The sequence below is a fragment of the Phormidium tenue FACHB-1052 genome (assembly GCF_014696675.1).
Classification (GTDB): Bacteria; Cyanobacteriota; Cyanobacteriia; order Phormidesmidales; family Phormidesmidaceae; genus Nodosilinea; species Nodosilinea tenuis_A.
The window spans coordinates 20,034-41,517 of the sequence record NZ_JACJQN010000013.1; the positions used below are offsets into that span (position 1 = coordinate 20,034).

Here is a 21,484-nt window from a genome sequence, read left to right on the forward strand (position 1 = left end):
TGTGACATTCCCCTACCCCCTACCCCCTACCCCTCTACGCTCCAACTGCGCTGCCACCCGAAACAAATTCGCCTCTTGATACGGTGCAGCAATCAGTTGAATGCCCACGGGAAGTTGTCCCGGACGGTGAATGGGCACTGACAATACCGGCAATCCAATGAACGAAAGGGGCTGGGTGTAGAAGCCTAGATGGGGGCGTAGGGGATAGAGTTCGCCATCGATTTCCAGAGTGGTTTGGTCGAGGGGTGGGGCAACGCAGGGGGTGGTAGGTGTGATCAAAACGTCTACGTGCTGAAAGATTTCGCGGACGCGATCGCGGTACCACCGCCGCAGCCTTTGAGCCTGCAAATACCAGGCGGCGGGGAGCATGGCCCCGGCGAGGAAGCGATCGCGCGTCGCCGGGTCAAACTCCATCGGACTCTGCCGCAGGCGATCGAGGTGAAGCTGACTGCCCTCACAGGCGGTGATGATATAGGCCGCCGCCCTGGCCCGGTGGGTTTCAGGAAATTCTACCGCTTCAGAAACACTCAATACCTGGAGCACCTCCGTCAGAATGTCCCTGACTAAAGGTTCCATGCCGCGTTCAAAATGACCACCGAGTTGAGCGATCCGCAGCCCTTCAATTCCTTGGGTAAGAGAAGTTGCCACAGGTTCTGGGGGCCGTTGAGTACAGACGGGGTCAGCTGAGTCTGGCCCCTGCATGATGTCGTAGATCGTGGCGAGGTCAGGGAGCGATCGCGCCAGCGGCCCCACATGATCCAAACTGCTCGAAAACAGAAATGCTCCAGCCCGCGACAGCCGCCCGTAGGTAGGCTTCAGCCCATACACCCCACACAGCGAAGCGGGCACCCGAATCGAGCCATTGGTGTCAGACCCCAGGGTGAAGGGAACCAGGCCCGCTGCGATCGCCGCCGCCGACCCGCCAGAAGATCCACCCGACATTCGGCTGGGGTCGTGGGGGTTGGGGGTGGTGCCGAAGTGGGCATTGATGGTGACAAAGCCGTAGGCGTACTCATCCATATTCAGCGCGCCAACCAATACTGCTCCGGCCTGCTTTAACCGCGCAACAACGGTGGCATCCTGAGCCGCTGGGGGATTTTTCTGATTCAGCTTAGCCCCAGCTACCGTCGTAATGCCCTCAACGTCAAACAGGTTTTTGACTGCAAAGGGAACCCCGGCTAGGGGGCCGGGGTCTTTGCCTGCGGCGATCGCATCGTCAATGGCCTGGGCTTGCGATCGCGCCCGCTCCACCGTCACCGCCGTAAAACAGTTGAGCGCTGGATTGCGCCGGGCAATATCCGCCAGCATTGCCTCCAACACAGTCACAGCAGATAGTCTCCTGGCTTTAATGGCAGCAGCCAGGGCCAGGGCATCGGGCGGTTGGGTCATGGCTCAAAGGTGGCGGCGCTTTCTACGGTGTCGGGCAGCGGAAAGGTGAGGACGGGCTGGGCGATCGCAAAAATATGCTCCACATTCGCCACCACCCCAGACTTAATCTCATCGGGAAGGCTCAGCCCTAGCGTTGCCGCCATCAGATCTACATAGGTAGCCGTATCAAAGTCGGAGGGCTCAGGTGTCATGACCGCTTCTCTGTCCCTGCTTCACCCAGCACCTTAGAGCTAAATAAGGCTGTTGCCTCCTGCTGAATCGCGGTGTATTGGTCAATCACCGGCTGCACCGCCTCTTCTTCGCGCTCCACATAGTCGTAGAACTGGGTAAAGATGCGCTCCACTTCTTCGTAGATCAGCCCCAGCTTTTCGTTCAGGCGGCTGGCCACCTCCTGCTGAAAGCGGTCTTTTTCGCTGTCTAGTGCCTGCTCAAACTTAGCGATGATCCGGTTGCGCTGCCAGAGAATGCCGATCGCCAGCACCACCACCCCCACCCCGGCAAAGGCAATGCCGATAGCGCTAAGAATGGCCTCGGCGACCGCAAACTCAATAATGTGCAGAATAGTGCCCGCCACCGCCATAATGGCACCGCCAACAATTTCGTTGGCCATGTCGCCCGCCTGAGTCGCCAGCACATCGCCAAAGCCCTGGTCGGCCATCAGATTCTTAACCTTCGCCATCACGCTCTCGATCACCTCCTGGCGACGCTCCAGCACCTTGAGAGAAATATGGCTGCTCTCAATGCGCTGGGTTTTGACGCTCTCCAAGTCTTGATTGAGCCCGTCAAACAGCTGACGAATGCCATCGACAAAGTGCTGCGCGCCCTCATTAGAGGCTTCTTCTAGCGACTCGCGCAGATCGCGGGCGCAGCGCTCCTGAAACTCATCGATCCAGGCCTGCATCGACTCGTTCTGGTTAAAGATACCGACGAAGGAGCGCCGCATCACCATCATCACCGACAGACTCTCGCGAAAGTCGCGCTTGATGCGAGCCGAGATAATCTCGTAGCGAGCCGCCAGACGGTCGGCCAGGGTGTTGATCTCGTAGCGCGATCGCCCCCTGCCCGCATCGATCTTAGAGCGAATGCTTTGGGAGGTGGCGCGATCGGCCACCAGCTGCCGACTCAGCGCCTCCACATCGCCATTCAGCAGGTCAATAATCTGCTGGGTGGTCTGGCTCACCGATCGCAGCTTAATCTTGTAGCTCTCTCCCGACGACACCATCGCCTGAATGTATTGACGCACCGGCTCAAAACCGCTGTTGGCCGTATCGCCCTCATTCTCCAATACTGCCGAGGTAGGAAAGATGATTGGGGCTTTGATCTGTTTTTGGTAGGCGTATTCCTTCACCCGATCGATGTTGGTTTGCAGATCGGCAGGGCGCAGCAGGTCAGCCTGCTGAAGAATGAACACCACCTTTTTGCGCCACTCAGCGCTGACAAAATCAAGAAAATCCCAGGCGCTCTTTTGGTAAGGGTTTTTGGCAAACAGCACAAAAAACGTCAGGTCGCTATTGGGAATGTAGCGCTCGGTAATGATCTGGTGCTCGGCCACCACCGTGTTGGTGCCCGGCGTATCCACAATCGAGATGTCTTGCAGAATGGGGATAGGTCGCCCAATTTTGCGCAGGTTAGGCTCTACCTGTTCGACAAACTCTTGCTCGGCGTAGACAATCTGCTGAATCGAGTCGGTGCAGGGCTCAATATCGGTGGCGCACACCTCAGCGTCAAGCAGGGCGTTGACAAAGCTGCTCTTGCCCGCCTTGACCTCGCCCACCACCACAAACAAAAATGGCTCGTTGATGTTGCGGCGCAGGTTGTGGGTGGTGCGCTGCAAGTTGGGGTTGTTGATGGTGGTGGCCAGGGCCTGCACGCGCTCTAGCAGGCGATCGAGGTCGTCTCGATAGGCGTGGAGCTTTTTGTCAATGATTTGGCTGGCCACGGCATATCTCCTTAAACCTCGCTAGGCCATGCTGGCCTACCTTAAGTATCGCACGGCCAGCATTTTGGGCTGTCTTCCGTTTAGGTGGCATCTGCCCTCTGGAGCATCGAACGAAGACTTAGCTTGGGACGTAAGAAACTTCAACCCGCAAAAAATATGACTAGATGGTTAGACTAGATGGTTAATTATCGCCAATTGAATAATGGCGACGTGTTACAGACGGCAGGCATACTCCATATCTTCTGCGAGTTCAGTTTCAAAATAGTGCCGGGGGATCGGGCGCTCTCCCAAAAGCTGGCTAAATTGCCAATGGTCTAGGCTGGCTAGTTCGAGGGCTTTGCCAAAGGATAGTAGCTCTTGGGCATAGAGGGCGAGAGTGAGTTCTTTCAGCAGCTCTGATTCCATGCGGTCCTCCGGTAGTCGAATAGATGAATGATGGATTCAGGAATGGAGAGTTGCATAGTTCTAGCCTGGTGAGATGTGCCGCCACAGAAGGCTGCCGAGTAAGCATAGCTAAGGACTTGCAAGGTGAGCGGAGGTGGGCTGATAGGTCTCTCCTGCATGAACCGTCAATCCTTTACGTGGCAAATTGGGCGGCGTCGCCGCCAGCAGGTCAACGGTTATGTAGAACGTGGGCGACATTTGCTTTCTAAGGCATTGGACTAGGATTTGTCTAGACATCGCGACAGAAGAATAATTTCCAAATTATGTACGCAAGCTAAGGCAGACGAGCCCAACAAGACCTTCAAAACCCTTGATGTACAGAGCTTTCAAGCAAATCCCTACAGTTTTTTGGGCAACGATTAGACGATCGTAAAAACTTCCTTCCTCATAGTTATTGCGAAGATCCGGGGCAAGCAATCACCTGTAAAGCTTGCGTAGCAATGGCTTTAGCGATTCATAGAGTCTCTGCTTGCGATTTGACGGAGAGAGTAGCTTAGCTGTATCTAGTTTTTACGATCACATTCCTGTTCTTTGTGATATATTAGAAAAGTAGATGCTCAAATATGGTTGCTAACACATGAATACGAATGATAGTTTTGATTTGCAAAAGAGCCTGCAGGAGAGGTATTTAGCTGTTAAAAAGGGGGCAAGAGAGAATTCACTTATTGATTATGACAGTCTACTTATTCTCATAAGACAAGCCGGGTCGCTCTCGATGAACGAGCTTTCGGCTATTTTCGACGTTCCACCTCAAAATATTCACGTTAAGTTAGACCGGCTTTTAAAGTATGGGCTTATCGAGCGTGAGAGAAGGAAAGGACGCAAGGGGGTTAGAGAATACCAGCATTTCTTAGCCGCAGACGTTGATCCGGCTGAGTTACAAGCACTTACGGGAGACGAGCTGCCATCTACAGTTAGCGATCGACTAAGGATCGTGATTCATGAAGAGCGTATCCAATCGCATCAGCCGCCTTTAAGTCGTACTAAAGAAACTTTATCGACAACTAAAAGCCAAGAGTCTGTATTCCAGCCTCCACAGGCTAAATCAGCCGCTGACCAATTGATTTCTAAGCTTCCAGATTTTGATCCGACCTGGTCAAAAGAAATGCAGAATCGATGGATGGCTTCATTTGAGGCCATTACCAAGCGATTAACAGAAGAATCTGATAACTAAATAACTCGAAAATTAACATAGGAGAAAATTATGAATAATTATCGCAAGACTAATAGACCGTATTTCGTACTTGTTTTTGCAACTGTAGTAGTGCTCAACGGCGGTTCAGGTGGCGCTGCCTTTTACCTTGGGAACCAAACTGCTCTTACTGAAGCACAAAGTCGCATTCTCGATAGCACTATCGAGATGTGGCGCATGAGTACACCGGCTTTAATCGGTTTACTCGGTAGCCGTTCTAATCTTCCAGATAATAAAAATGATTATCAAGATTGAGTTGGCAGATGAGCCGTATTTATCACCTAAACTAAATTTTATGCAATCGACACCAAGAGAAATACGTTTATATGTATCTGTGGATGGCTCATGCCCATTTGAAGCTTGGTTGGATGGTCTACGCGATAGACAAGCACGAGCTAGAATTAGAAAACGACTAGACCGGGTCGAACTAGGTAATCTGGGAGACGCTAAGCCCCTAGGGGAAGGAGTTTCAGAACTTAGAGTTGATTATGGCCCTGGTTATCGCATTTACATTGCCCAAGTAGGAACCGCTATAGTCGTTCTTCTTTGCGGTGGCGACAAAAGCAACCAGCGACAGGATATTCTTAAGGCCAAGCAGTACTGGATAGATTTTCAGCAGAGGCAAGATGCCAGCTTATAAAAGCTACCATTCCTATCTAATTAAGTCGCTAGAAGACCCCGTAGAGGCAGCGGCCTATCTAGATGCCGTTTTAGAAGATGGCGAATTTGACCATATCTTGTTGGCTCTAAAGAATGTAGCTGAAGCTCGTAGAGCTTTAGTTACAGCTTCAGGTAGCTCGGACGTCAACTGGGAAGCCTGCTATCAACTCATTTCTCAGGGCGAAGTGCCTGGGTTTCCGCTGATCGCCAAGCTCTTGAACAGCTTAGGGCTGAAGCTTTCAGTTACAGTGAGAGACGAGCAAGCCGCCTAACAACATGGGCTGTAACCTTTAGTACTGAGGCTTCTGGGTGATTTCAGATCGCCCAGAAGCCTGACTTATCGTTAATCTATTTTCCGATCGCGCCTCAGCAAACTAAACACCTCACCTCGCTCTGGGGTAATCAAAATCCCCGATCGCGGTATCGTCACCAACCGGCTCCACTCTCGCTGCTCGGCGTACTTGAGCAGATGCAGGTAGTTGATAGCCCCTCGCACCCCCTCCGGTGAGCCAATCACCAAATGGCGCAAGCGCTCTCGCCCCGGCTGGGCGTCTGGATTCGCAAGCAACAGCGGACTAATCGCCTCCCGGTTCTGGGCAGACGACACCAAATATGGCAAACACAACATAATCGGGTTCCTTCCGAATGTAACGACGGGTAAGAAACCCAAAAACTTGGCCGCCCCAGACATGTTGCAGTTCAGGACGGCCAGGTAAAATCACCTTAGCCTCCGAGACAGCTAGACCCTGTCGACGGGGTTAGCCGCTGGTTGGTGTTGACAGCACCTTCCAGTGGCGTTAGACCAAATTTTTGGGACGTTCAGACTGCACTCACACAGCCTTAGCTCAGTAATCTAATCCAATCGCGCACCAGACGCAAGTAAGAATTGTTACCGTTGCTAGAAACTCTGCGTTTCTAAACCGGGTTGTATTTAACTACTGCACACCCTTGAGAAGCCCGGTTTCTGGCCCTATATCCTCACTTTCACAGCCCGTAAGGTTTATAGCCAACTCCAAGAGCTTCAATCGTCGTCTTCAAAAACACCTTTAAAGAACTCGATGGTGTCTTTGAGCGCAGCGATAAAGCTATCGATTTCGGCCTTGGTGTTGTAGAAGTACAAACTGGCCCGCGCGGTAGAATCAACGCCCAAAATGCGGTGCAGCGGCTGAGTGCAGTGGTGCCCCGAGCGAATGGCAATCCCAGACTGGTCGAGCAGGGTAGACAAATCCTGCGCGTGGACGCCCTCGACGGTGAAGGTAGCCAGGGCTGCCCGTCCGCCGCCGTCGGCTTGGGGAAGCGGCCCATAGAGAGTGACTTCCGGAATAGTCTGCATTTGCTGGTACAGATAGGCCGTCAGCTCGTGCTCGTAGGCAGCAATGTTGTCCATGCCCAGGGTCAAGAGATAGTCTACGGCTGCCCCCAGAGCGATCGCCTCTGCGATCGCCGGTGTGCCCGCCTCAAACTTGTGGGGCAGCGCGGCGTAGGTGGAGTGATCTAAAAACACGTCGGCGATCATTTCGCCACCGCCCATAAAGGGGGGCATGGCCTCCAGCACCTCTAGCTTGCCGTAGAGGAACCCGATGCCGGTCGGGGCACACATCTTGTGGCCAGAGGCAACGAACCAGTCACAGCCCAAGGCGGGCAGGTCGAGCGGCAGGTGGGGCGCGCTCTGGCAACCGTCGATCAGAACTTTGGCCCCGTGGCGGTGGGCAAGGTCGATGATCTCTTCTACCGGGTTGATGCAGCCCAGGGTATTTGAAACGTGGTTGACGGCTACCAGGCGAGTCTTGTCGCTAATCAGCTCACGGTATTGGTCTAGGTCAAAGGATTGGTCGGCGGTTAGCCCGACAAACTTGAGTACCGCTCCGGTACGCTGGGCCACAAACTGCCAGGGCACCAGGTTGCTGTGATGCTCCATCACCGAGAGAATGATTTCGTCCCCGGCTTTTAGCGTGCTCATGCCCCAAGCGTAGGCCACCAGGTTGATGGCTTCGCTGGCGTTGCGGGTAAACACAATCTCGTCGCGGCTGGTAGCTTTGACGAAGGCAGCCACTTTGTCCCTCGCGCCCTCGTAGGATTCAGTGGCCCGAGCGCTGAGGTTGTGCACCCCCCGATGCACGTTGGCATTATCGTTCTGGTAGTAGTGCTGTAGCGCATCAAGCACCGCCTTGGGCTTCTGCGAGGTAGCGGCATTGTCGAGGTAAACCAGCGGCTGACCATTCACCTCCTGATGCAGAATCGGGAAGTCGGCACGAACCTTAGCGGCGAGGGTTAGTTCCTGAGCGACGGTCATAGGGGTGAGGGGGTGGATGGGTAAGGGGTCAAGGCCACTGGGCGATTGCTTCGGCAAGGCGCGATCGCAGCGTCTCAACCGTTATCTTGTCTAAGATCTCCATAGCAAAAGCATAGATCAGCAATCGCTGGGCCTGGGGAGCGCTAATGCCGCGACTTTGCAGGTAAAAAATCTCGTCCGACTGAAGCTGGCTCACCGTTGCTCCGTGGGCGCACTTGACGTTGTCGGCCACGATTTCGAGCTGGGGTTTGGTATCTACCCGCGCAGTATCAGATAGCAGCAGGTTGCGGTTGAGCTGGCTAGCATTGGTGAGCTGGGCTTTTTGGGCTACGGCCATGCGTCCGTTAAAAACGCTGTGGGCTTTGCCATCCACAATCGCCTTGTGCTCCTGCTCCACAATCCCGTGGGGATGACTCAGGGCCACCAAGCTGTGGGTGTCAGCGTGCTGGGTAGCGGAGATAGCCCCCAACCCGTAGATCCTGGTGGTAGTTTGTTCGCCGGTTTGGTAAATCTCCCAGTTGTGGCGGGCCAGTTTGGCCCCAAACCCGGCAGCAACCCCAATGTACTGGCTATCGCGAGCCTGGGTCACTACAGTCTTGCCGATGTGAAAGGTGCCTGCGCCCTCTCGCTCGATGCGGCTGTGGGTGACTTGGGCGTTGGCGTCGAGCCACAGCTCGGTAACCGCATTGGTGAAGTGAGTGGCGGTGGACTCGCCCCAAAAATCTTCAACCAGGGTAAGCGCGCTACCTGACTCAGCCACCACCAAACAGCGGGGCTGAACCAGCAGAGCATCGTCCTGCGCCTGGGACAGATAGATAATTTGAATTGGGGTTTCAACCACCTGGTTGCGAGGCAGCCAAACCACCACAGCATCCGTAAAGCCCACGGTGTTTAGAGCCGTAAACACTTCGTGGTTGCCGCTGGCTTGGGCGAGGCGATCAGCCAGTTGGCTCTGGAGTTCGGGGCGATCGCCCAGCGAACCAACAACTGCCCCCTCTGGCAAGCCACCGAGCTGAGACAGCTCGCGACTCACCCGTCCGTTAACCACCACCACCTGAGCGCCAGTAGTCTCTGGCAAGCGCAGCGCAGCGATATCGGCCTCAGTGACAGAAGCCTCTCCAGCGGTGGCAAAGTCGATACCCAACATTGCCGACAGGTCGGTGAAGCGCCAGTCTTCCTGTCGAATCGAGGGAAAGGTTTGCTCGTTGAGGAAGGAGGCAGCGCGCGATCGCACCTCCGCCAAAGCCAGGCTCTCAGGCACAGCTGCCTGGGCAATCTGCACCAGTCCTTTCAGGTAAGCATCGCGCTGATCAGCCGTTCTTAACACGCTCACGTCAGACACAGAACTTGCCATTACGCCGTCACCCCCGTCCGAAATTCCTCCAGCACCCACTCGTAGCCGCGCGACTCTAGCTGCTTAGCCAGGTCTTTGCCGCCCGTGGTAATAATGCGACCATCGGCCATCACATGGACAAAGTCGGGCACGATATAGTCGAGTAGCCGCTGGTAGTGGGTAATCAGCACTACGGCGTTATCGGCGTTGGCCAGCTGGTTTACCCCACCCGCCACGGTCTTGAGCGCATCAATATCCAGACCCGAATCGGTTTCATCCAGAATAGATAGGGCCGGTTCTAGCAGCGCCATTTGCAGAATTTCGTTGCGTTTTTTCTCGCCGCCCGAGAAGCCTTCGTTGACGCTGCGATCTAAGAAAGACGCGTCCATTTTGACCACGTCCAGTTTCTCTTCGATCAGGTCGTCAAAGTCAAATACGTCAATTTCGTCTTCGCCGCGAGCTTTGCGGTGAGCGTTAAAGGCCACCCGCAAGAAGTCGCGGTTGCTGACGCCAGGAATTTCGAGCGGGTACTGGAAAGCGAGAAAAATGCCAGCAGTGGCGCGATCGTGAGGATCTAGCTCAAGCAGATCTTGCCCTTTGAACTGGATCTCTCCCGCCGTCACCTCATAGTCGGGATGGCCCGCCAGCACCTTTGAGAAGGTGCTCTTACCCGATCCGTTGAGACCCATAATGGCGTGAATCTCTCCGGCCCTGACTTCCAGATTCAGGCCCTTGAGAATTTCGGTGCCATCTACAGTGGCGCGGAGGTCGCGCACCGAGAGAATAATTTCGCTGTTGTTGTTAATCATGGTTCCTTTCCCGTAGGGTGGGCACCGCCCACCATGCTCCTGCGCGTTGAAATTTTAGGTTTTGAATTTGCGATTTTGGATTGGGGACTCCTATCTCTTACCGAGGATTGGTAGGGTGCATTCGCGAAGCAATGCACCGTGCGGGAACTCCGGCGAGGATGGTGCATTGCTGGCGCGAATGCACCCTACGGGTTTATCCCACCGTGTTCTCTAGCTTCAGCGCTAGCAGCTTGTCCGCCTCGGCGGCAAACTCCATGGGCAGCTTGTTAAACACATCGCGGCAGAACCCGCTGATGATCATCGACACCGCATCCTCCGGCGAAATGCCCCGCTGGGCAAAGTAGAACAACTGGTCTTCCCCAATTTTGGAGGTCGAGGCTTCATGCTCAACCTGGGCGGTGCTGTTTTGCACCTGAATGTAGGGGAAGGTGTTGGCGCTGGAGGTGTCACCAATCAGCATCGAATCGCACTGAGAGTAGTTGCGTGCGCCGGTAGCTTTAGGCCCAATCTTCACCAGCCCTCGGTAGCTATTCTTTGAGTTCGCCGCCGAAATGCCCTTGGAGATGATGGTGCTGCGGGTGTTTTTGCCCACGTGCACCATCTTGGTGCCGGTGTCGGCCTGCTGCATGTTGTTGGTCAGCGCCACCGAGTAAAACTCGCCCACGGAGTTGTCGCCCACCAGCACGCAGCTGGGGTACTTCCAGGTGATAGCCGAGCCGGTTTCAACCTGAGTCCAGGAGATTTTGGAGTTTTTGCCCGCGCAGAGGCCGCGCTTGGTGACGAAGTTGTAGATGCCGCCCTTGCCGTTTTCGTCGCCCGCGTACCAGTTCTGCACCGTGGAGTAGTTGATGCTGGCGTCATCCATGGCCACCAGTTCGACGATCGCAGCATGGAGCTGGTTGCTGTCATACATGGGAGCCGTACAGCCCTCCAGGTAGGTCACCGAGCTACCCGATTCCGCCACAATCAGCGTGCGCTCAAACTGGCCTGAGTCGCCATTGTTAATGCGGAAGTAGGTCGAAAGATCCATCGGACACTTGGTGTCTTTGGGAATATAGACGAACGACCCATCGCTAAACACCGCCGAGTTCAGCGCCGCAAAGTAGTTGTCGCCAATGGGGATGACGGTGCCCAGGTATTTCTCTACCAGGTCGGAGTGCTCTTGCAGCGCCTCGGAGATCGAGCAAAAGATCACGCCGGATTCTGCCAGCTTTTCTTTGTAGGTGGTCGCGATCGAAACACTGTCAAAGATAGCGTCTACGGCCACGTTGGCTAGCCGCTTTTGCTCCGAGAGGGGAATACCCAACTTCTCAAAGGTTTCGAGCATGGTCGGATCGACTTCATCCAGGCTGCCGAGCTTTTTGGGCTGGGTCTTGGGGGCCGAGTAGTAGACGATATTCTGGTAGTCGATGGGCGGATACTTGACGTTGGGCCAAGCAGGCTCTTTCATCGTCAGCCACTTGCGGTAGGCCTTCAGCCGAAACTCCAGCATGAAGGCGGGCTCGTTCTTTTTGGCTGAGATCATGCGCACCACGTCTTCGCTGAGGCCGCGAGGAATGGCGTCGGCCTCAATGTCGGTGGTGAAGCCGTACTTATAGGGCTGGCTAACAAGGGTTTGAACGGAAGCACTCATGACGCGACTCTATTAAACGGGCTGCACAATCGGGGGTAGACAGAAATCTGGCGGGACGGGCAGAAGCCTAGAACTTATTGGTTTCGGTGCGGATGGTCTCGAAGGTGATGTCTTGCTGATCGCCCGCGAAGGGGTTGTCGGGCGTGAGAAAGAGCATGCAGTGGCACTCTTTGCGCTCCTGCATGGGGATGCAGGGACAGTTCCAGTAGATGGCTTTAACTTCGGCCCCTTTGTCTTCGTAATGGCGACAGGGGCACAGGGGTGCGCCGAGGTCGTCTTTGTGTTTGGCTAGACCTTCAAGCACCACCGCAGTCACGCCAGCATCGGAGCAGAAGTAGGTGCCGGTGCGCTTGGCATAGCTCTGGGCAAAGTTGCGCATGAGCTCTAGGTTCTTGTCGGTGGCCTGGTTGGGTTTGAGGTCAGTCATTACGGGATTGGTACGCTACACAGCCCAATAATTTTATACAATTAAAGCAACTTTTAAGTTGTCTAACTGAATCTTAGACTAGTTTAACAACATAAAGGTTGTCAAAGTAGATTATCGTCCGATGGACTGGGATAACCTGGTCTGGGTAGGTATAGTCTCCTGTGACTATGTCCTCTATTAAGTCTTACTGTGGGCCAACGCCATGACCTCTGTGCAGCAACCCTCTACCTCTACAAAAGACGACATTTTGATGTACCTGCTCAGGCAGGGCGAAGCGACGGCCCACGATCTGGCAGAGCACTTCGAGGTGAGTGCCCAGGCTATTCGCCGCCACTTAAAAGATTTAGAAGCCGAAGCACTGATTGAGCACCGAGCGGTGCAGGAGGGCATGGGGCGGCCCAACCACCTGTATCAGATCAGTGCTAAGGGGCGCGATCGCTACCCCGCTAAGTACGACGAATTTGCGCTGTCTCTGCTCGATACCCTGGCTGCCACCATGGGCCAAGATCAGGTGGGCACCATGCTGCGCAAACAGTGGGAGCGCAAGGCTCTGGAATATCGCGATCGCGTTGGCACCGGCAGTCTAGGCGAACGGGTGGCTCGACTGGTGCAGATTCGCCAAGCCGAGGGCTACATGTCTGAGTGGCACGAGGTCAGCGACGGCGATGTGCGCCAGACCGGCCCTGGCTACATCATCACCGAATACAACTGCGCTATTTCCCACATTGCTGAGTCGTTCCCCAGCGTTTGCGGTCACGAGCTAGAGATGTTTCAGGTGGCGCTAACCGACTGCACGGTGCAACGCACCCACTGGTTGGTGAGAGGCGAGCATCGCTGCGGCTACCTAGTGCAGGGGTGTGATTAGAAATTTGAGCAGGTGGGAATACGCCGTGGAGCGGGAGTTACATATCTAGGGCCTGCTGGTGTGTACGGTGGGCTATCTGCTGGGAGTTTAGCTCGGCAGTTTGAGATCCAAAGCATCCAAAGTTCTGCCCAAAACGTAGATCTAGAACAACCCTCTCCAAATAAAGGCGGCTACTGGGGCATTCCTGGCAGCCGCTTTTCTCTTTTTTGGGGCTTTTGCCAACCTCAGTAGGGTCTGACACTATGTAATGTATAGCGACCACCGCACTTAGGAGAGTCTCTGCCCCTGGCAAAAACAGAGGCGGCGCGATCGCTATAGTTGTCCTTTACCATTTCCTCGCCTTGAACCATGCTTGACCAATCGCTCCAGTTTCTCACCCCAGAAGAGTCGGCGGAAGTCGACAAGGCGCTGCTGTCATCCCCCGAGAAATTTTTGGCCCGGCTTACCGTCTCCACCAGTAAGCTGCTGCGAGTCATTGCCGCCGATACCGACACACCCATCGAAGCCCTAACCGCCGTGCAGATTATCCAGTGGTTTGAAAAAGATGCCAAGCTCAAGCGTGAGCAGGGGGTCAGTGCGTCGGTGTTGAAGTGGGATGCGGAGAATTTGGAGAGATAGAGGGTAGGGAGTAGGGGGTAGAGGGTAAGGGGTAGGAAGAAGTCGAGAACATTAGCGTCTAACCTTCACCCCTCACTCCCCACGCCCTACCCCTCACTCCCCACGCCCTACCCCTCACTCCCCACCCTTTACTCCTCACCCCTCATCCTCCCGATCCCCCCTCACTTTCTGTAAACTAGGAAAGACCATCGCAACACCATAGATTAAGGAAGCAGCACGTCATGGGGTTATTTGATCGCGTTAGCCGAGTGGTTCGCTCTAACCTGAATGCGGCGGTGAGTTCGGCGGAGAATCCAGAGAAGATTCTGGAACAGGCCATCATCGACATGCAGGAAGACCTGGTGCAAATGCGCCAGGCGGTGGCGGGCGCGATCGCCAGCCAGAAGCGGGTGCAGCAGCAGTACGAAAAGGCTAGCAGCGAGGCCAACACTTGGCAGCAGCGGGCTCAACTCGCCCTGCAAAAGGGCGATGACGAACTGGCCAAACAGGCGCTGCTGCGCAAGAAAACCCAGGCTGAAACCGCCGTTGCTCTCAAGACTCAGCTCGATGGCCAAAGCGCCACGGTAGATCAGCTCAAGCGCAACCTGATTGGCCTAGAGAGCAAGCTATCTGAGGCCAAGACCAAAAAAGACATGCTCAAGGCGCGGGCCAGTGCCGCCAAGGCCAACGAGCAACTGCAAAACACCACCAGCAGTCTCAACACCGGCAGCGCTATGGCGGCCTTTGAGCGCATGGAAGAAAAGGTGCTGCAAATGGAGGCTAGATCCCAAGCGGCGGTGGAGCTGGCCGGGGCCGACCTAGAGAGCCAGTTTGCCTCCCTCGAAGCCGGGGGTGATGTGGATGATGAGCTGGCGGCAATGAAGGCTCAGCTCGCCGGTGGCACCGTTGACCAGGGGCAGCTACCCGCCGCCGAGACCGCCATCCCCGCCACCGAATCAACCGAGGTGGATGCCGAGCTAGAACAGCTGCGATCGCAGATTGACAAGCTCGACTAGACCTTAAGACGGGTGTAAGGTTTAGGGTCAAAAGCAACCCCTTAAACCCTCAACCTTACCCCTGCTCCTACCCAATGTGCCCCAGTGCTAAGGGTTTAAGAGCGCTCAGCCCCAGAGAGCATGTGGTCAACGCTGATGGCGCGATCGCGACCGTGGTTTTTGGCCCAGTACAGCGCCTTATCGGCCAGATTGACCAGGGTGTGGGGGTTTTCACCGTGGTGGGGAAAGCTTGCCACACCCAGAGAAATCGTGATCGGTGGCAGCGGCTGGCCGTTGAAGGAATTGGTGACATACTTCACGGCTCGGCGGATTTTCTCGGCTCGTTTTAGCGCGACTTCTGGGGTAGTGTCGAGCAGCACCATACAAAATTCTTCACCGCCGTAGCGACAGACAATATCCTGAGCGCGCACGTGGCCTCGCAGCAGCATGCCGATATTCTTGAGCACGGCATCGCCCGCCGGGTGGCCGTAGGTGTCGTTAATGGCTTTGAAATGGTCGATGTCGATCAGAATAATGCTGATATTCTGCTGTTTGCTAGCCTGACACAGGCTGTTGAGCACGGCCTCGGCATGGCGGCGGTTGAGCAACCCCGTCAACGGATCCTTTAGCGCCTGATCTTGCAGATCTTCGAGCAGCAGCAGCCGCTGCATCACAAACAAAATTTGCTCCGACAGCTTTTTCAGCAGCGCCGTCTGCATCGAAGTAAAGGGGTTTGACTCAGATTGCACCAGCTGCACAATGCAGGTGGTGTCATTGATCATGCCGAGCACAATGCACTTCGTCATCTGTTGAGGGCAATGGGTGACCTGGCACTGCTGGCATTCCTGGCCAACGCTAGACGGCGGGGCCAAGAGCTGCTCCTGGGAATAGCAACATTGCTGCTCTACCACGGCTAAAGGCTTCGCATCGCCCCACTCAGTGAGTATTGTAAAGCTGTCAGGCGGGGTCGAAAACAGGACTAACCGTCCCGACTGATGCGGGAAAAAATAGGGTAAATAGGTGCCCAATAGCTGGCCCAACTGTTTGTAAGACAGGCACGACTGAAGCTGAGCCACCAGATCGGCCAAGCGGGGATGGCCGTGCTGGATGCGATCGTAGACAGCGCCACCGGGGTTGAGCGCCACCACCCGCGATAAAAAATCGACGCCGTCGGGGGACGCACTCACGGCCAGTTGGGGCGTCACCTTGGACAGCGTTGCTGGGGTAGCAGGCTGGGCTAACGTTAGGCACAAAAGCAGCTGCTGGGTGAGGTACTGAAGGGTTTTGACCTGCACCTCGCTTAGCTGATCTACGGCCAGCCCAGGCACATAAATCGTAAAGTGATACCGATAGTCGGCGCTGTGCAGACGGCCCACCAGCACCGGCACTGGGCTGACCTCAGGGTGTAGGCCCGATTGGCTGTGGGTGCTGAGGGAAAGCTGATCGCATTTGAGGCCGGTTGCGTCTACTGGCTGGCTCGCCAGCACCTCACGCAGAGCGGCAGCAGGCAGTTGACCGTAATTCATCACCCCACCGTGGCGCCAGTCGTCGCCCACCTGAACCGTTAGCGCTAGCTGGGGAGCAGACAGGGTCAATGAGGCGAGCCGCAAGAAATTGCACAGGGCTGGGTAGGCATCTCCTAACGACGTAGGTTGAACTTGGTGCATGGTAGAGAAACCACCAGGATAAAAGAGCATTAAAGCTGTAGAAGACCTGATCGCTAATGACTGTATTATGCCGATCGTTCTCAGTTGCCAACCTCAGCGCAAGGGGAGGTGACGCTTGACTAGGGCTGATTCAGCCAGCCCTAGAGACCAGGGCAAAACAAAGGTTTTATAATGAGTGTTCCCTGATTAATTCGTTCCGATTAACTCTGTTTTACCAGCGGCAGCCTGACCTAACTCTCCCAGCACCATGCAAATTGCCCAGCGGATGAGGCCCTTACAGGCCAACGTGTTTGCCGATATGGATCGGGCTAAGGCAGCGGCCCGCGCGGCGGGCCAATCGATTGTCGATCTGTCGTTGGGATCGTCAGATTTGCCGACATCGCCCCACGTGCTAGAGGCGATCGCCACCGCCCTAAACGATCCCAGCACCCATGGCTACTGTTTATTTTCGGGCACCCAAGCATTCCGGGTCGCCGCCGCTCACTGGTATACCAATAAGTTTGATGTAGCCGTCGATCCGGAGACCGAGGTACTGCTGCTGATCGGTTCCCAGGAGGGCACGGCTCACCTGCCCCTGGCGGTGCTCAACCCCGGCGACTTTGCCCTGCTGATGGATCCTGGCTACCCCTCCCACGCCGGGGGCGTGTATCTGGCCAACGGGCAGATTTACCCAATGCCCCTGCACGCCGAGGATGGCTTCTTACCCCGCTTTGCCGACATTCCGGCGGCGGTGCTGGAGCAGTCGCGGCTGATGGTGCTGAGTTACCCCCACAACCCCACCACCGCTACGGCGTCGCTCGACTTTTGGCAGGAGGCGGTGGCCTTTTGCCAGCAGCACAACCTGGTGCTGGCCCACGACTTCCCCTACGCCGACCTGACCTTCACGGGGAAGCCAGCGGTGTCGGCCCTCCAGGCTGACCCCGACAAGACCTGCACCATCGAGTTTTTCACCATGTCGAAGTCGTACAACATGGGGGGCTTTCGGGTTGGGTATGCGATCGGCAACGCTGCAATCATTGCTGCTCTGCGCCAGATCAAGGCCAACGTCGATTTCAACCAGTATCCCGGCATTCAGCGGGGGGCGATCGCCGCCCTCACCGGCCCCCAAGACACCGTTCACAACATGGTCGCCACCTTTCGCCAGCGGCGCGACACGGCGGCGGCAGCCTTAAATCGCATCGGCTGGGCGGTGCCCAAGCCCGAGGCCACGATGTATCTCTGGGCCAAGCTGCCCGACCCCTGGGGCGATCGCTCCAAAGAATTTTGCCTGCGCCTGGTCGAGCAGACAGGAGTTGCCCTGGCCCCTGGCATAGGCTTTGGCAAGGCGGGCGAAGGCTATGTGCGCATTGCCCTGGTGCATCCGCCGGATGTGCTGGAGGGGGCGATCGCCCGTATCGCTGAGTTCTTATAAGTTCCCTAGGGCAAGAAACGGGGCCACAATGGGTGTCTAAGGCCGGAGCATGGCTGTAAATAAATCCGTAGAAGTCACCACAGCAATCAAAGCCACCAGTAAAGCACCGATTAAGATGGAGTAACCGAGATAAGGATTGCATTAACTTGCCCAGCTTTGACCTCATGCTGGGCTACGCCATTCATTAGTATCCAGGGTGCAACTCATTGGGTAATCAGAACAACTTGCGGTTCTGGTGGGGCCAGTTCTCAGGGTAGGATCTAAGGGTAATGGTAACATCTCCATCCAGCACTGCTGATGGTCAGCTTCGCATCGTTGTGGTAGAAGACGATCGGGGCAACCGTCTCTTTTTTGCCGATTACCTCACCTATTCTGGATTTAGGGTGCTGGCGCTGCCCCACGGGCTAGACCTGCAACAGCATTTAAAGGAGTTTCAGCCCCATCTGCTACTGCTCGATCTGGGGCTGCCCGAAATTGACGGCTACACTCTGCTCAAACAGCTGCGGGCATCTGATCTGTGGCAACATTTGCCCGTCATCGTTGTGTCGGGCTACGCCTTTGCTGAAGACCAGCAGCGCGCCCTGGCATTGGGGGCACAGCAGTACCTGGTCAAGCCCATTGCCCTTCAGCAGCTCACCCAGGCGATTCACACGGTGGTGCGATCGCCTGGGTGAGCCATCAATAAACGCGAACCGACGCTACGATAGACTGCCACCTCCCGACCCCGACTGTTGCTCGGCCAAATAGCGCTCTACATCTCGGCCCAACAGCTGAACGGATGCGCCAATATCGGTAATCGTGTGCTCAAGCTGGGACGAAGTCGCCATCGCTGACTGGAGCTGGTTGAGAATGTCTCTAATTTGCTCGCGATAGCGCGTTTCAAATTCTTGGGGAGTCATGGGGCAGGATCTAGTGACAGAAACGATCAGGAACAAGATGTAATACTAACTACATCAAGGGGGAGAGGTTTCCAGAAAGAATCGCTTATAAAATCAATCTTTACAGTTCTGTCCGGGATCGCAAGCGCCCGTGAAGCAGGTATATAAATAACCTGCTTGAATACGCACATATACTGAAGTCGGCAACGGGTTGACATGTCATCCAAACATATCACTCCTTTTTGCGGCGGAAAACCGTCTGCCCAAGAGAATTTTGCGGCATGAAATTGCCGCTATCCTGGTTAGTACAGAGGTTTAGCCCCTAGCGCCTGTGACTTCGGTTCAACCCATTACCCTAGTTAACGACCCTGAGCGCCTTGAGACGCGGCTCAAAGAGATCCCCAAAGAGCCGGGGGTCTACTTTATGAAAGATGGCCGCGACCAGACGCTCTACATTGGCAAGTCGAAGTGTTTGCGCACCCGGGTCAGGTCGTACTTTCGCGACTTTCACGGCCACATGCCGCGCATTACCGTGATGGTGATGCAGATTGTCGATATCGAATTTATCGTTACCGACACCGAGGCCGAGGCCCTAGCCCTAGAAGCCAATCTGATCAAGCAGAACCAGCCCCACTTCAACGTGCTGCTGAAGGATGACAAAAAGTACCCCTATCTCTGCGTCACCTGGTCAGAAGATTATCCCCGCATTTTTATCACCCGCAAGCGGCGCAAGAGCCTAAAGGATCGCTACTACGGCCCCTATGTCGATGTGGGCCTGCTGCGCAGCACCCTGCATCTGGTAAAGCGAATATTTCCGTTGCGGCAACGGCCTCAGCCCGTGCACCGCGATCGCCCTTGCCTCAACTACGACATTGGCCGCTGCCCCGGCGTCTGCCAGCAGCTAATTTCGCCGGAGGATTACCACAAGACTCTCCAGCGCGTCGTCATGGTGTTCCAGGGTCGCACTACCGAATTGGTGGATATTCTTACTGCCCAAATGGAGAAGGCGGCGGAAGACCTCAAGTTTGAGCTGGCAGCCCGACTGCGGGATCAGATTCGGGGCTTAGAGCGGCTCTGTGCCGACCAGAAGGTGGCCCTGTCTGACGATACGGTGTCGAGGGATGCGATCGCCCTGGCTGCCGACGACAAACACGCCTGCGTGCAAATCTTTCAGGTGCGGGCCGGTCGTCTGGTGGGCCGCCTGGGCTTCACCGCCGATGCTGAGTCGGGCACGCCGGGCGAAATTCTCCAGCGAGTACTGGAAGATCACTACCAAACCGTGGAAGCGGTCGAAATTCCGGCGCTGATTCTCGCCCAGCACGAGCTGCCCGAGGGCGACATGCTGACCCAGTATCTCACCCAGCGGCGGGGCCGCAAGGTGTCGGTGGAAGTGCCCCAGCGCCAGACCAAGGCCGACCTGATTGAAATGGTCGAGCGCAACGCCCAGTATGAGCTAGCCCGCACCCAGGCCGCCGCCGATCGCAACATTCAGGCATTGCAGGATCTGGCGATCGCGATCGACCTGCCCGACCTGCCCAAGCGCATCGAAGGCTACGACATCTCCCACATTCAAGGGTCTGACGCCGTCGCCTCCCAGGTGGTGTTTGTCGATGGCATGCCCGCCAAGCAGCACTACCGCCACTACAAAATTAAGAATCCCGAGGTCAAACCGGGCCACTCCGACGACTTCGCCAGCATGGCCGAGGTCATTCGCCGCCGCTTTCGCCGCTACGCCACCGACCCTACCAAGCAACGCCTGGGCAACCCCGACTGGCCCGATCTGGTGATGATCGACGGCGGCAAAGGCCAGCTCTCCGCTGTCGTGGAGGTACTGAAGGAACTCAACCTGCTCCAGGATTTGAATGTCGTCAGCCTGGCCAAAAAGCGTGAAGAAATCTTTTTGCCCGGCGAATCGATCCCACTACCCACCGAGGCCGAGCAGCCCGGCGTACAATTGTTGCGCCGCTTGCGCGACGAGGCCCACCGCTTTGCGATCAGCTTTCACCGCAAGAAGAGGACGGATCGGATGCGGCGATCGCGCCTCTCCGAAATCCCCGGCCTTGGCCAGCACCGCCAGAAAGAACTGCTCGCCGCCTTCCGCTCCATCGACTACATCCGCGAAGCCAGCCCCCAACAGCTCGCCACTGTCCCCGGCATTGGCCCCCAGTTAGCGCAGCAGATCTATGAGTACTTTCATCCCCAGGCCGAGGAGATCGAGGAGATGGTGTAGGGGAGTGATGGGGAAGATGAGGAGGATGGGGAAAGGGGCTGCAACTACAGAGTTGAAGGTTGCCTACAGACCCATTTGCAGAACAAAGGTTTAAACCGCAGCAGCTCAAGGGGATGGTGCATTGCTGCGCGAATGCACCCTACGGGAACTGTTTACACTAGGGACAGTCCCCTAAATCAATACTCCCCCTATGACCGTCGATGCCAATCTGCTAGAGCTGCTGTTTAGCGGTGCCAACCTCTTTGTGTTGCCCTTTTGGACCCTAATGATACTGGTGCCCAACACCAAACTCACCCGCACCGTCATGGGTTCCCTGCTTCCCTTTGCTGCCCTAGCGGGGTTGTACCTCTTTCTCTTCGTGACCAGCTTTACCAACGTCGAAGGCATCGAAGCCCTCTCCGACCCCAACCTCAGCCTGAGCGACCTGGCAGCGGTCTTTGCCCAGCCCCACGTCACCGCCACCGGCTGGGTTCACTTTCTCGCCTTTGACCTATTTGTCGGTCGCTGGATCTACTGGCAAGGTCAAGAAAGCGGCGTCTTCACCCGCCATTCCCTCGCCCTATGTTTCTTTGCTGGTCCCCTGGGGCTGCTGTCGCACCTGGTTACAGACGCAGTGTGGAAACGGTTTGCAGGCGGCAAAGTCAGTGAGACTGTAGGGAGTGAGGGGTGAGGGGTAAGGAGAACAACCTGCCTATCCACCCCCCACCCCCTATCCATCCACC

Annotated in this window: 23 protein-coding genes; 11 read left to right on the plus strand and 12 right to left on the minus strand. The window is 55.9% G+C overall.

Going from position 1 to position 21,484, the window contains the following annotated elements; all coding sequences use genetic code 11:
• Positions 1-12 precede the first annotated feature (12 nt).
• The 4 genes from H6G07_RS17310 to H6G07_RS17325 all read right to left on the minus strand — a co-directional run bounded on the left by H6G07_RS17310 (position 13) and on the right by H6G07_RS17325 (position 3,733).
• Positions 13-1,389 carry an AtzE family amidohydrolase gene (locus H6G07_RS17310; protein WP_073609220.1) on the minus strand — a complete coding sequence of 459 codons (1,377 nt, stop codon included), beginning with the start codon at positions 1,387-1,389 and terminating at the stop codon, positions 13-15.
• Positions 1,386-1,580: a DUF4089 domain-containing protein gene (locus H6G07_RS17315; RefSeq protein WP_073609221.1), complete on the minus strand. Its 195-nt coding sequence runs from the start codon at positions 1,578-1,580 to the stop codon at positions 1,386-1,388. Before H6G07_RS17315 ends, H6G07_RS17310 begins: the two co-directional genes overlap by 4 nt.
• On the minus strand, positions 1,577-3,328 hold the full coding sequence (locus H6G07_RS17320; RefSeq protein ID WP_073609222.1) for a dynamin family protein: 1,752 nt from the start codon (positions 3,326-3,328) through the stop codon (positions 1,577-1,579). The genes H6G07_RS17315 and H6G07_RS17320 overlap by 4 nt, the downstream gene beginning before the upstream one ends.
• Positions 3,329-3,541: 213 nt before the next feature.
• The gene (locus tag H6G07_RS17325) at positions 3,542-3,733 is read right to left on the minus strand and encodes a UPF0175 family protein (protein ID WP_242026854.1); all 192 of its coding nucleotides are present in this window, start codon (positions 3,731-3,733) and stop codon (positions 3,542-3,544) included.
• Between the two features lie 616 nt (positions 3,734-4,349).
• On the opposite strand from H6G07_RS17325, the gene H6G07_RS17330 reads away from it, so the two are divergent.
• Genes H6G07_RS17330 through H6G07_RS17345 form a run of 4 tightly spaced genes read left to right on the plus strand, consistent with a single transcriptional unit; the run spans position 4,350 to position 5,896 of the window.
• On the plus strand, positions 4,350-4,946 hold the full coding sequence (locus tag H6G07_RS17330) for a MarR family transcriptional regulator (RefSeq protein ID WP_073609223.1): 597 nt from the start codon (positions 4,350-4,352) through the stop codon (positions 4,944-4,946).
• A gap of 30 nt (positions 4,947-4,976) precedes the next feature.
• Positions 4,977-5,219 (plus strand): hypothetical protein, encoded by a 243-nt coding sequence (locus H6G07_RS17335; protein WP_139297081.1) that lies wholly within the window; start codon positions 4,977-4,979, stop codon positions 5,217-5,219.
• A gap of 40 nt (positions 5,220-5,259) precedes the next feature.
• Positions 5,260-5,604: a type II toxin-antitoxin system RelE/ParE family toxin gene (locus tag H6G07_RS17340; RefSeq protein WP_073609357.1), complete on the plus strand. Its 345-nt coding sequence runs from the start codon at positions 5,260-5,262 to the stop codon at positions 5,602-5,604.
• A complete protein-coding gene (locus tag H6G07_RS17345) occupies positions 5,591-5,896 on the plus strand; it encodes a helix-turn-helix domain-containing transcriptional regulator (RefSeq protein ID WP_073609224.1) in 306 nt (101 codons plus the stop codon). Before H6G07_RS17340 ends, H6G07_RS17345 begins: the two co-directional genes overlap by 14 nt.
• A 71-nt stretch (positions 5,897-5,967) precedes the next feature.
• Here the strand turns inward: H6G07_RS17345 and H6G07_RS17350 are convergent, their stop codons facing one another.
• The 6 genes from H6G07_RS17350 to H6G07_RS17375 all read right to left on the minus strand — a co-directional run bounded on the left by H6G07_RS17350 (position 5,968) and on the right by H6G07_RS17375 (position 12,119).
• On the minus strand, positions 5,968-6,252 hold the full coding sequence (locus tag H6G07_RS17350; RefSeq protein WP_073609225.1) for a hypothetical protein: 285 nt from the start codon (positions 6,250-6,252) through the stop codon (positions 5,968-5,970).
• Between the two features lie 393 nt (positions 6,253-6,645).
• Positions 6,646-7,917, minus strand: a complete 1,272-nt coding sequence (locus H6G07_RS17355; RefSeq protein ID WP_073609226.1) for a SufS family cysteine desulfurase — start codon at positions 7,915-7,917, stop codon at positions 6,646-6,648.
• 28 nt (positions 7,918-7,945) lie between these two features.
• Positions 7,946-9,259, minus strand: a complete 1,314-nt coding sequence (gene sufD, locus H6G07_RS17360; RefSeq protein WP_338420712.1) for a Fe-S cluster assembly protein SufD — start codon at positions 9,257-9,259, stop codon at positions 7,946-7,948.
• 11 nt (positions 9,260-9,270) lie between these two features.
• On the minus strand, positions 9,271-10,059 hold the full coding sequence (gene sufC / locus H6G07_RS17365; protein ID WP_073609228.1) for a Fe-S cluster assembly ATPase SufC: 789 nt from the start codon (positions 10,057-10,059) through the stop codon (positions 9,271-9,273).
• 193 nt (positions 10,060-10,252) lie between these two features.
• A complete protein-coding gene (gene sufB, locus H6G07_RS17370) occupies positions 10,253-11,692 on the minus strand; it encodes a Fe-S cluster assembly protein SufB (RefSeq protein WP_073609229.1) in 1,440 nt (479 codons plus the stop codon).
• A gap of 67 nt (positions 11,693-11,759) precedes the next feature.
• Positions 11,760-12,119: a ferredoxin-thioredoxin reductase catalytic domain-containing protein gene (locus tag H6G07_RS17375; protein ID WP_073609230.1), complete on the minus strand. Its 360-nt coding sequence runs from the start codon at positions 12,117-12,119 to the stop codon at positions 11,760-11,762.
• Between the two features lie 202 nt (positions 12,120-12,321).
• Here H6G07_RS17375 and sufR point away from each other — a divergent pair, with 202 nt between their 5' ends.
• The 3 genes from sufR to H6G07_RS17390 all read left to right on the plus strand — a co-directional run bounded on the left by sufR (position 12,322) and on the right by H6G07_RS17390 (position 14,597).
• Positions 12,322-12,984 carry an iron-sulfur cluster biosynthesis transcriptional regulator SufR gene (sufR, locus tag H6G07_RS17380; protein ID WP_073609231.1) on the plus strand — a complete coding sequence of 221 codons (663 nt, stop codon included), beginning with the start codon at positions 12,322-12,324 and terminating at the stop codon, positions 12,982-12,984.
• A 348-nt stretch (positions 12,985-13,332) separates the two neighbouring features.
• Positions 13,333-13,602, plus strand: a complete 270-nt coding sequence (locus H6G07_RS17385; RefSeq protein ID WP_073609232.1) for an NDH complex assembly factor CRR9 — start codon at positions 13,333-13,335, stop codon at positions 13,600-13,602.
• A gap of 221 nt (positions 13,603-13,823) precedes the next feature.
• Positions 13,824-14,597, plus strand: coding sequence for a PspA/IM30 family protein (locus H6G07_RS17390; RefSeq protein ID WP_073609233.1), 774 nt, complete (start codon positions 13,824-13,826; stop codon positions 14,595-14,597).
• Between the two features lie 95 nt (positions 14,598-14,692).
• Here the strand turns inward: H6G07_RS17390 and H6G07_RS17395 are convergent, their stop codons facing one another.
• A complete protein-coding gene (locus tag H6G07_RS17395; protein WP_171973035.1) occupies positions 14,693-16,243 on the minus strand; it encodes a GGDEF domain-containing protein in 1,551 nt (516 codons plus the stop codon).
• Positions 16,244-16,490: 247 nt separating this feature from the next.
• Between H6G07_RS17395 and H6G07_RS17400 the strand changes: the two genes are divergently transcribed.
• Positions 16,491-17,654 (plus strand): LL-diaminopimelate aminotransferase, encoded by a 1,164-nt coding sequence (locus H6G07_RS17400; protein WP_073609235.1) that lies wholly within the window; start codon positions 16,491-16,493, stop codon positions 17,652-17,654.
• Between the two features lie 269 nt (positions 17,655-17,923).
• Positions 17,924-18,328 (plus strand): response regulator, encoded by a 405-nt coding sequence (locus tag H6G07_RS17405; protein WP_073609236.1) that lies wholly within the window; start codon positions 17,924-17,926, stop codon positions 18,326-18,328.
• Between the two features lie 24 nt (positions 18,329-18,352).
• Here H6G07_RS17405 and H6G07_RS17410 read toward each other — a convergent pair whose 3' ends face one another.
• Positions 18,353-18,553: a hypothetical protein gene (locus H6G07_RS17410; RefSeq protein ID WP_073609237.1), complete on the minus strand. Its 201-nt coding sequence runs from the start codon at positions 18,551-18,553 to the stop codon at positions 18,353-18,355.
• A gap of 310 nt (positions 18,554-18,863) precedes the next feature.
• On the opposite strand from H6G07_RS17410, the gene uvrC reads away from it, so the two are divergent.
• On the plus strand, positions 18,864-20,762 hold the full coding sequence (gene uvrC, locus H6G07_RS17415) for an excinuclease ABC subunit UvrC (RefSeq protein ID WP_073609238.1): 1,899 nt from the start codon (positions 18,864-18,866) through the stop codon (positions 20,760-20,762).
• 190 nt (positions 20,763-20,952) lie between these two features.
• Positions 20,953-21,432: an ABA4-like family protein gene (locus H6G07_RS17420; protein WP_073609239.1), complete on the plus strand. Its 480-nt coding sequence runs from the start codon at positions 20,953-20,955 to the stop codon at positions 21,430-21,432.
• The last annotated feature ends 52 nt before the right edge of the window (positions 21,433-21,484 follow it).